Source organism: Globicatella sanguinis NBRC 15551 (assembly GCF_001552295.1).
Taxonomy (GTDB): Bacteria; Bacillota; Bacilli; order Lactobacillales; family Aerococcaceae; genus Globicatella; species Globicatella sanguinis.
Genome location: NZ_BCQX01000083.1, coordinates 1 through 10,352 on the forward strand (window position 1 = coordinate 1; position 10,352 = coordinate 10,352).

General features: G+C 32.5%; 7 protein-coding genes and 1 pseudogene. All 8 read left to right on the forward strand.

Annotated elements, in window-relative coordinates; all coding sequences use genetic code 11:
* The first annotated feature begins 267 nt into the window (after nt 1-267).
* The 8 genes and pseudogenes from GSA01S_RS07435 to GSA01S_RS07470 all read left to right on the forward strand — a co-directional run bounded on the left by GSA01S_RS07435 (nt 268) and on the right by GSA01S_RS07470 (nt 10,132).
* Nucleotides 268-1,356: an ABC transporter ATP-binding protein gene (locus GSA01S_RS07435; RefSeq protein ID WP_066126267.1), complete on the forward strand. Its 1,089-nt coding sequence runs from the start codon at nt 268-270 to the stop codon at nt 1,354-1,356.
* Between the two features lie 10 nt (nt 1,357-1,366).
* Nucleotides 1,367-2,185 carry an ABC transporter permease gene (locus GSA01S_RS07440; protein WP_066126268.1) on the forward strand — a complete coding sequence of 273 codons (819 nt, stop codon included), beginning with the start codon at nt 1,367-1,369 and terminating at the stop codon, nt 2,183-2,185.
* Between the two features lie 37 nt (nt 2,186-2,222).
* Nucleotides 2,223-2,987: an ABC transporter permease gene (locus GSA01S_RS07445; protein ID WP_066126274.1), complete on the forward strand. Its 765-nt coding sequence runs from the start codon at nt 2,223-2,225 to the stop codon at nt 2,985-2,987.
* On the forward strand, nt 2,988-4,058 hold the full coding sequence (locus tag GSA01S_RS07450) for an ABC transporter substrate-binding protein (RefSeq protein WP_066126269.1): 1,071 nt from the start codon (nt 2,988-2,990) through the stop codon (nt 4,056-4,058). It abuts the gene before it with no gap.
* Between the two features lie 921 nt (nt 4,059-4,979).
* Nucleotides 4,980-6,782, forward strand: coding sequence for a glutamine--fructose-6-phosphate transaminase (isomerizing) (glmS, locus tag GSA01S_RS07455; RefSeq protein WP_066126271.1), 1,803 nt, complete (start codon nt 4,980-4,982; stop codon nt 6,780-6,782).
* 258 nt (nt 6,783-7,040) lie between these two features.
* Entirely contained in the window at nt 7,041-7,337 is a 297-nt protein-coding gene (locus tag GSA01S_RS07460; RefSeq protein ID WP_083513257.1) for a lactococcin 972 family bacteriocin, read from the forward strand.
* Nucleotides 7,338-7,383: 46 nt separating this feature from the next.
* A complete protein-coding gene (locus GSA01S_RS07465; RefSeq protein ID WP_066126272.1) occupies nt 7,384-9,471 on the forward strand; it encodes a bacteriocin-associated integral membrane family protein in 2,088 nt (695 codons plus the stop codon).
* A 5-nt stretch (nt 9,472-9,476) separates the two neighbouring features.
* Nucleotides 9,477-10,132: pseudogene (locus GSA01S_RS07470) on the forward strand (ABC transporter ATP-binding protein).
* The last annotated feature ends 220 nt before the right edge of the window (nt 10,133-10,352 follow it).

Below are 10,352 nucleotides of genomic sequence, written 5' to 3' on the forward strand. Positions count from 1 at the left end.
CCCTTATTTTTTATATAAAATAAGCCATAGAGAGGTTGGGCATCAACTTGAAAAATTTAGTTAAGTTATTGCTTGTTAAAAAAAGGCGCAGTGATTGAGTAGTCTCAAACTGAGTTATATAGAAGCTGAGCATAGTTTTTTAAAATTCTGTTGAATCCATAAGACAGGTTATTTAAAAAACAAATAAATAACTTTGTGAAAAGATATTGTTTAGGCAAAATATTATGCTATAATTCATTTTGAATGCTGAAATAAAGGAGTGTTGAAATGCAAACAAATCATACAGTCATACTTGAAAATGTCACAAAATCCTATGGTGATACCCAAGTTTTGAAGCAAATTGATATGGAACTCGAAAAAGGAAAGTTCTATACGCTATTAGGTCCTTCTGGTTGTGGGAAGACCACGATTTTACGAATCATTGCTGGTTTTGCTGAAGCGACTACTGGTAAGGTTTATTTGGATGGAAAGGAAGTCACTGAGATTCCAGCTAATAAACGTAAAGTAAATACCGTTTTCCAAGATTACGCTTTGTTCCCTCATATGAATGTATTTGATAATATTGCATTCGGCCTTACGATGAAAAAAATGGATAAAGCTACCATTGAAACGAAAGTAAAAGAAGCGTTAAAAATGGTACGATTAGAAGGATATGAAAATCGTGATATTCAAGAAATGTCGGGAGGACAAAGACAAAGGGTAGCGATTGCCCGCGCTTTAGTCAATGAACCAGAGGTTTTATTATTAGATGAACCTCTTTCTGCGTTAGACTTAAAATTACGTACCGATATGCAGTATGAATTACGTGAATTACAACAACGTTTGAATATTACGTTTGTTTTTGTTACTCATGATCAAGAAGAAGCTTTAGCAATGTCTGATTGGATTTTTGTAATGGATAAAGGTGAAATCGTACAATCAGGCACACCTTCAGATATTTATGATGAGCCAATTAACCGTTATGTAGCTGATTTTATTGGTGAAAGTAATATTATTAATGCGCGAATGATTGAAGACTATCGTGTTGCGTTTGTTGGCAAAGAATTTGACTGTGAAGATGCCGGAATCCCAAGTGGTGAAGCGGTTGAAGTAGTGATTCGACCTGAGGATATTGATGTGGTAGCTCCTGAAAAAGGAAAGTTAGTGGCCCATGTTGATACGATGCTATTTAGAGGGATGTTTAATGAAGTCATTGCCTATGATGACGCAGGGAATGAATGGATGATTCATACAACAAAGAAAGTAGAACCGGGAGCGGTTATTGGCTTGTTTTTCGAACCAGATCAAATCCATGTTATGCGTTTTAATGAAACAGAAGAAGAATTTGATGCCCGTTTAGAACAATATGAAGATTAGGAGGGAGTAAATGAATCAAAAGAAGAATCATTTATTAGCAATTCCATATTATTTATGGATACTACTCTTTGTCATCGCACCGATTATTTTGTTACTGTTCAAGTCATTTTTTGATATTAACGGCCATTTCACTTTTCAAAATTATATTAATTTCTTTACCTCAGGTAACTATATTCGCATGGCTTTATCTTCTTTCTTCTATGCGTTTTTAGTGACCTTGGTAACCTTTTTAATGGCCTATCCAATGGCATATTTTTTAACCAAAACTAAAAACAAACAATTGTGGTTATTGTTAATTATTTTGCCGACTTGGATTAATTTGTTACTTAAAACGTATGCTTTTATTGGTTTATTAGGTCAAACGGGACCGATTAATCATTGGTTACAGAATTTTGGTTTTGGTCGTCAACAATTACTATTCACTAATGTGGCCTTTTTAATTGTTGCTGCCTATATTGAATTACCGTTTATGATGTTACCGATTTTTAACTCGATTGATGAAATTCCTAATTCATTAATGGAAGCGAGTAATGACTTAGGAGCGACACCGTGGGAGACTTTAAAACGAGTGGTATTCCCTTTATCGATGCGTGGCGTTCGTAGTGGGGTACAAGCAGTCTTTATTCCATCACTGTCACTTTTCATGTTAACACGTTTAATTGGAGGCAATCGGGTTATTACACTAGGGACGGCGGTTGAACAGCATTTCTTAGTGACTCAAAATTGGGGCATGGGTTCGGCTATTGGGGTTATCTTGTTAATTTCAATGGTCTTGGTAATGTATGTAACACGTGAGCGCCGTGATCAAGGAGGTGCTTTGGGTGAGTAATCGTCGTTTTAAATGGCAAAATTTATATATCGTCGTAATGTTTCTTATTTTATATGCACCAATCTTTTATTTAATTATGTATTCTTTTAATGAAGGTGGCGATATGACGGGCTTTACAGGCTTTACCTTAGAGCATTATCAGACATTATTTCAAGATACAAGATTGATGACTTTTATTATTAATACTTTTATTGTGGCGATACTTTCTGCCTTAATTGCCACCATTATTGGGACTTTTGGTGCGATTGCTATCTACTTTAATCGTAGCAAAAAGCAACGTAATACGATTTTGAATCTCAATAATGTGTTAATGGTGACACCTGATGTTATGATGGGGGCTAGCTTTTTAATTTTATTCTCTATTTTAATCCCTGTGCAAATGGGCTTTGGAACGGTATTAATTGCACATATTGCATTTAATATTCCGATTGTGGTATTAATGGTGTTACCACGTTTATATGAGATGAATCCTTCAATGCTTACGGCTGCTCAAGACTTAGGTGCTACTCATGGTCAAACTGTGCGTCATATTATATTACCAAGTATTAGCAGTGGTATATTTGCCGGGTTCTTTATGGCTTTTACCTATTCACTAGATGATTTTGCCGTGACTTTCTTCTTAACGGGTAATGGCTTTAGTACATTATCGGTTGAAGTGTATTCAAGAGCACGTACAGGTATTAGTTTAGAGATTAATGCTTTAAGTGCCTTGATGTTCTTATTAGCGTTGGCATTAGTGGTGAGTTATTATTTCATCCAAATGAGTGAACAAAAACGTCGTAAAGCGAAAGGGGCGAAGTAGATGAAAAAATTACTTAATGCAGTAATAGCCCTATTATTAGCAGTTGGCGTGTTATTTTTCCTTCGTCACCGTTTAGAAGCAAGTAGTGGTATGGCGGGTGGTAATACCATTGTCTTTTATAACTGGGGAGATTATATTGATCCAGCATTGATTTCTGAATTTGAAGAGGAAACAGGTTATCGTATTATTTATGAGACTTTCGATTCTAATGAAGCGATGTTTTCTAAAGTTCAACAAGGTGGTACTACCTATGATATTCTGGTGCCAAGTGAATATATGATTGAACAGTTAATGGAAAATGATATGTTACAACCTTTAAATTATGATTTATTGCCTAATATTAAGAATATTGATAGTCGTTTTATGGATTTATCATTCGATCCGGATAATAAATATTCAGTGCCGTATTTCTGGGGTACTTTAGGAATAGTTTATGATCCTAATAAAGTGGGGCGCGAGATTCATCATTGGGATGATTTGTGGGCTGATGATTTAAGAAATAAAATTTTATTAATTGATGGGGCTCGTGAAGTGCTAGGCATTGGGTTACAGTCGCTTGGTTTTTCACTAAATGATACCGATGAGACGGCGTTAACTGTGGCGACTGCAAAGATGAAAGCTTTAATGCCGAATGTGATTGCTTTAGCGGCTGATGAAATTAAAATGCATTTAGTGCAAGATGAAGCGCCAATTGGTGTGACATTCTCAGGTGAAGCAGCGATGGCGATGGAGGAAAATGAAGACCTTGTCTATGTCGTTCCGGAAGAAGGTTCTAATATTTGGTTCGATAATATTGTGATTCCAAAAAATGCTAAAAATGTAGAAGGAGCACATGCTTTAATTGACTTTTTAATGCGTCCAGAGATTGCGGCGCGTAATGCAGAGTATATTGGTTATTCAACACCGAATAAGGCTGCGTTTGATTTGTTAGATCCAGAAATCACATCGGATGAAGCTTTCTATCCAAGTGATGATACGATTAGCCATTTAGAAGTCTATGCTAATTTAGGACAAGAAAGTTTAATTCATTTTAATGATTTGTATTTAGAGATTAAAATGGAACCAAGATAGTTTTTTTTTGCAAGAAATTCCTCACTTTATGAGTGGGGAGTTTTTTTGATTGATGAGAAATGGCTAGGAATGATTTATTTGTTAGTTTATTATCATTGAAGAGTAATGTTTGAATTTCATATTTCGTTAGTGGATTGTTATTAAAAAGCAATGAAATATTTTTTGTTAGTTTATTATCATTGAAGAGTAATGGGACCGTCTTTCGGTTTTCTTCGAAGAACCTACAGACTTGATTTTCTGAGGCGTTGTAAGAACTAAAGTTCAACAGCGCTCATGCGAAAATACATCCTAGTCATTACTAATGATAATAAACTAACATTTTATCATTCATAAAAAAAGAGAAAGAGAGAGATTTAAGTGGTTGAAATTTTTCGTGAGAAAAATTTCTGCTGATGCCTTTCGCCTCCGGGAAAGGTGTGACGGAGTGAGTAGAGATAGCTTTTGTGAAATGTTTCTATTTTGGTTGAATAAATACTTGGCAGTAGCTAATTAGATTGTTGCATTGGTTTATAACTGGGGAATGTTACGTGCGATAAATTGGGGAATCTTATTATAATTTTATATGGACGAAATTTAAGCAAATAAAGGGCTCAACTTTTAGACCTTTTATTCTATTTAGTAATCCAACATGAAAATTATCATACATACCATGTGAATTAGGACGCAAGTTCTTGACATTTTCATGAAAAAAAAGGTAAAATAAAAAAGCTTTTAGAAAATAACTTATAGGAGGATAAAAATAATATCGGATAGCGCCAGGCCTGAAAAGGTGACGAGGATTGAACTTATCGAAAGATTCGGCGGATGGTTCAAGGCAGTGTAGTCTACAGTGTTTCTACAAAGAATAACCGAAAGGTTCTCACAAAAAGAAACACAACACCTAAAAGCAATATAAATTGATATAAAAAAGGAGATATTTATATGTGTGGTGTAGTAGGTTTTGTTGGTAATGGTAAAGTACAAGAATTTTTGATTAATGGGTTAGAAAAATTAGAATACCGTGGTTATGATTCAGCAGGTATTTATGTAAAAGATGAAACTCATAATGGTTTATTTAAAGAAGTAGGTCGTATTGCAGATTTAAAAGCAACTGTTGATTTTGATTTACCGGCTTCAATTGGGATTGGTCATACACGTTGGGCTACTCATGGTCCTGCAACAGTGGAAAATGCCCATCCTCATACTTCACCAAATGGACGTTTCGTTTTAGTTCATAATGGTGTAATTGAAAACTATACTCAAATCAAAGAACAATATTTAGCTGATGTTAATTTCTATTCAGATACTGATACAGAAGTAGCGGTAGCTTTAGTAGAACATTTCTCAAATGAAGGTATGGACACTAAAACCGCTTTCTTAAAAGCTTTATCAGTTATTGAAGGTTCTTATGCTTTCAGTTTAATTGATAATGAAGATCCTGATACTTTATATGCAGCAAAAAATAAAAGTCCATTATTAGTCGGATTAGGAGAAGGATTTAATATAATCTGTTCTGACGCGATGGCTGCGATTCAAATGACTAACCAGTATTTAGAAATCCATGATAAAGAATTAGTGACCTTAACTGAAAATCATGTGCAAATCGAAAAATATTCTGGTGAAGTGGTTAATCGTCAACCATTTATTGCAGAATTAGATGCGGATGATTTAGAAAAAGGTACTTATCCTTTCTATATGATTAAAGAAATTGATGAGCAACCGACGGTGATTCGTCGTTTAATTTCTGAGTATACGAATTCAGAAGATCGATTTGAAATTGAACCTGAATTAAAAGCCGATTTATTAAATGCGGACCGTATTCATATTGTGGCATGTGGTACAAGTTACAATGCAGGTTGGGTTGGTAAATCTGTGATTGAAAAATTAACGAAAACGCCAGTTGAAGTTCATTTAGCAAGTGAATTTAGTTATGATATTCCATTATTAGGGGACAAACCATTCTTTATTTTCTTAACTCAAAGTGGTGAAACGGCTGATAGTCGTCAAGCATTAGTTAAAGTCAATGAATTAGGTTACCATTCATTAACAATCACCAATGTTAAAGGTTCTACTTTATCACGTGAAGCAACTTATACCATGTTATTATATGCTGGACCAGAAATTGCTGTAGCTTCAACTAAAGCTTATACAGCCCAAATTGCGGTTATGTCAATCATAGCAGAAGCGATGCGTGTAGAACGTAATTTACCTGCTTTATTCGATATGCATCAAGAATTAAGTAAAATTGCAGCGATTATGGAAGGTGTCTTATCAGAAAAATCGATGTTAGAAGAGTGGGTTCAAAATAATTTAATTGAAAACCGCAATGCTTTCTACATTGGACGTTTATCTGATTACTATGTTTCTATGGAAGCTGCATTGAAATTAAAAGAGATTTCATACATCCAAACAGAAGCTTTCGCTTCAGGAGAATTAAAACATGGTACCATCGCTTTAATTGAAGAAGGGGTACCTGTCATTGCTTTAATTAGTAATCCAGCTGTGGCGGCTCATACACGTGGTAACGTAGAAGAAGTTAAAGCGCGTGGAGCCAAAGCAATTGTCATTAGTACTGAAGAAGTAGCTAACGAAGATGACTTCTTTATTTTACCAAATATGCCAACATTATTAGCACCTTTAGGTGTTGTGGTAGTTACACAATTATTAGCTTACTATACAGCTTTGCATAGAGGCTTAGATGTTGACAAACCACGTAACTTAGCAAAATCAGTTACCGTTGAATAATCATCTTTTGAATAATTAGTATCAAATCCCATCTTGACTTTAAAAGTTGAGGTGGGATTTTTACGAAAAAATTATAGGTCTAGCGAATGGAGACATTTAAATTAAATTATTAAACATTAAAAAAACATTAAATTTTGATAAATAAAAATATATTTTCTATTAATAAAGCGTTTGCAAAAAAACAAATCGTTGGTATAATATTTCTAAGTAACAGAAGAGTAATATTTAATAAGGGATAATATGGGAGGAAGGATAAAAATGGTAAAATTGTTAAAACGAATGGGAATTTATTTTTCTGTTTTAATGTTAGCCTCTCCGATGATAGTTTATGCTGCTACTCAGTACGTTGATGGTGGTACTTGGAATTATGGTGTCTGTCATACAATGAATTGTGGGTATTCTGATTACCTACATCCAACACGATACCATAGTTCTACTGTAATTCATCCAACTAAAGGTTCAAATTATGCTGAAGCCTACGCCGGATATTGGGCACAAGCCAAGGTATACAATATTCCACCTACGGGTATGTCGTATTATTATAATGTATATTAGTTGACAGAGAATTACTGTTCTGTAACTTTATTCCGGAGGTATCAAGATGAAACAAACTAAATATTTTATTTTAATTATTTTAACGATATTAAGTAGTCTTGTTGTTTATAATGTGTATGAAAATTACCATTATTTTGATACTACTCAATTGGGAAAGGTCGCACCTTATGCAGTTGAAATATATATAAAACAAGATACCGTCTCGATTGATGAACATCTTAATTTTTTAGATAATATTTCAAAAGAAGAAGAGGTTACGATTGTCAAAAATGACATTGATCAATCCGCTGTCTTTCATTCTGTTATTTTAAATCCTCAATCTATCACTGCAGAGGAATTATTATTAACGGAGGAAGGAAAAAAATTATTAATGGATGGTAAAAGTTTTAGCTCTAATAAGAAGTTAGTATTAAATTTTGGAACTCGAGAAAATATCTATCAGCCCATGTCTAGTTACTTTGCTGACAATTTAAAAAGTATAAGAGGAACATACTACCTTGTTTCAAATTCCCCTATTAATTTAGAAAGTTTAATTACTAAATTTGAGCAGTTTTATCAGACTCCAAAAGAAGATTTATTGAATAATTCAGTGACTCAAGTATTCTCAATGCTTAATCTTTATTTAATTGGCTTTTTAGCTTTAGGAATTTTGAGCTTTATTATTTATTTTTTAATGAAATTGCTTATCCCAATCAATAATTTAGAAATTTTTGGAATTAAAAAATTATTAGGTTATAGCCGTTACCACCTTTTTATTGAGCCTAGCTTATTAGAGTTATTTTGTTTCTTATGTACAACTGCTGTAATAAATTTATATTTCTTATTGAGTAATAGTTATTTTCCGAAAAATTTTTGGTTACATCTCTTATTGACTCAAGCGGGTATTTTATTATTAATGACTGTTATCGAGTCTATCATTATTCGTATATTCTCTAAACAAACTTTAAATGATGTGATTAAGGGGCATACACCTCATTTAAAGTTCTTCCTACCTTTAATTGCGATAATTAAGTTAATTTGCACAATTGTCATCGGTTTCTTAATTTTTCAGTATGGAGCCTTACAAATACAAATGATAGAGTCTAAAAATAATATGGAGAAAGTGGTGGATATTAGCGATTATGTATTTGTTGAAAATTTCAATTTAACACAAGAAGGTCAAGCAGTATACGGTGTGGGGGAAAATTTTCTTAATAATGCTTTAACTGAACTATATGATAAAAGTATTCAAATGAATCAGCTTATTTATTTTGCTAACCTTGAAGAAATTGAATCAGATAAAATGCATTTTGATTATTATCCTATCGATAAAGATTTTAATTTTATATCAATGAATAAGCAATATTTGAATGAACATTTTCCAAAAATTGAAAAACAAATAAATCATACATCTAGCAATAAGATTCAATTGTTGACTACTAAAGAATATTTTGATGCTATTGGTTTAGAAAATATGGAGAGTATTGTTGGATTTTTTTCAGTAAAAGATATTCAAAATCCTAACCCGGTTACAGTTGAAGATATTCAGGTCACAATTGTTGAATCAGAAAAGCCAATAGACATATATGGTAATCGAGTGAATAACAAACCCTGGATAATTCATTTAAGTAATAATTCAAGTGATATGCTATTGATGGAACAAAGGTTAATTGCCAATACAGGACCTAATTCTGTAGTTAAATTTAAAAGTAATCCACTTAATTCAAACGAGCTTAAAGCAGTATTGGATAGCTATGCTCATTTAGTTTCATTTAAATTTACTAACTACCAAGAATTTTTTAAAGAATTAATCGATTACTATAACCAATATCAAGAGGTAGAAATAGTGCTTCTATTGATATTAATCGGCTTAGGATTTATTACTACAATTGGATTAATTACTGTTTCAAACAATATAAGAAAGCGAGAATTGGCGATTAATTCATTATTAGGATATAAACTGGTTGATCAATATCAATTGGAAATAATTTTATACTTGATTATTCATGCAATCTTATTAATTATATTGGTAAGTTTAAATTCCCATACTTTAATCCCTAGTTTAATCTATTCAATTTGTGACGTTGGTGTTTTAATTTTATGGGCTTTAACGAAGAGAAAAGTAAGTTTAAACAAACTTATTAAGAGTGGGTGATTTCAATGATCGAATTAGTTAATATAAATAAAAAATTTGGTGACAAAACAATTTTAGATAATTGTAGCTTTTATATTAATCCGAATGATTTTGTCGCTATTGTTGGTGAAAGTGGAAGTGGTAAAACGACTTTACTTAATATTTTGGGATTAATTGAATCGGTAGATAGTGGCAAAGTAAAAATATTTGATGAAGAACATATTAAACCAAACTCTATCCAATCGAATAAATTAATAAGGGAACGAATTAGTTATGTTTTTCAAAATTTTGCACTTCTTGATAACCAAACAGTATTGTACAACCTTTTAATGGCCATGAAATATCGTTCACTTAAGAAAAAAGAGAAACTACTAGAAATTGAAAAGTATTAGAATTTGTTGGTCTAGGTGGTTATCAAAACAAGAAAATATATGAGCTTTCTGGGGGAGAACAGCAACGGGTTGCGATAGCTCGAGCCATTCTTAAACCTCATGATTTAATTTTAGCTGATGAACCAACAGGTTCACTAGATGACGTTAATAAACAAATAATCTTTGAATTGTTTGAAAAATTGAATGAGCAAGGAAAAACGATTATTATCGTAACGCATGACTTTGAATTAGCTAAGAAATGTAAAAGGGTATTAAAAATTAATTCCAGACATCAAGTAGAAGAAATATAATATATCATAGGTAGTGTAAAGATAAATTTTGAGTGTTATTTTTGTTCACTTTTACCTTAATCAAAACCTTAAAGCATTGAGCAACTCGGAATGCAAATCAATATTCTTAGTTGCTTTTTTGTTTTTATTAATGAAAGAACAAACAATTTTGGGTGTATTAATTCTAATTAATTATTCTGATTTCCTCGTTCAGTGACAAACAATTGAAAGTTCTAAAATT

Excerpts from the sequence above, each read along its gene's own strand:
- GSA01S_RS07450 (WP_066126269.1), top strand. The coding sequence starts at position 2,988 with ATGAAAAAATTACTTAATGCAGTAATAGCCCTATTATTAGCAGTTGGC.
- glmS (WP_066126271.1), top strand. The coding sequence starts at position 4,980 with ATGTGTGGTGTAGTAGGTTTTGTTGGTAATGGTAAAGTACAAGAATTT.
- GSA01S_RS07445 (WP_066126274.1), top strand. The coding sequence starts at position 2,223 with ATGTTTCTTATTTTATATGCACCAATCTTTTATTTAATTATGTATTCT.
- GSA01S_RS07435 (WP_066126267.1), top strand. The coding sequence starts at position 268 with ATGCAAACAAATCATACAGTCATACTTGAAAATGTCACAAAATCCTAT.
- GSA01S_RS07460 (WP_083513257.1), top strand. The coding sequence starts at position 7,041 with ATGGTAAAATTGTTAAAACGAATGGGAATTTATTTTTCTGTTTTAATG.
- GSA01S_RS07440 (WP_066126268.1), top strand. The coding sequence starts at position 1,367 with ATGAATCAAAAGAAGAATCATTTATTAGCAATTCCATATTATTTATGG.
- GSA01S_RS07465 (WP_066126272.1), top strand. The coding sequence starts at position 7,384 with ATGAAACAAACTAAATATTTTATTTTAATTATTTTAACGATATTAAGT.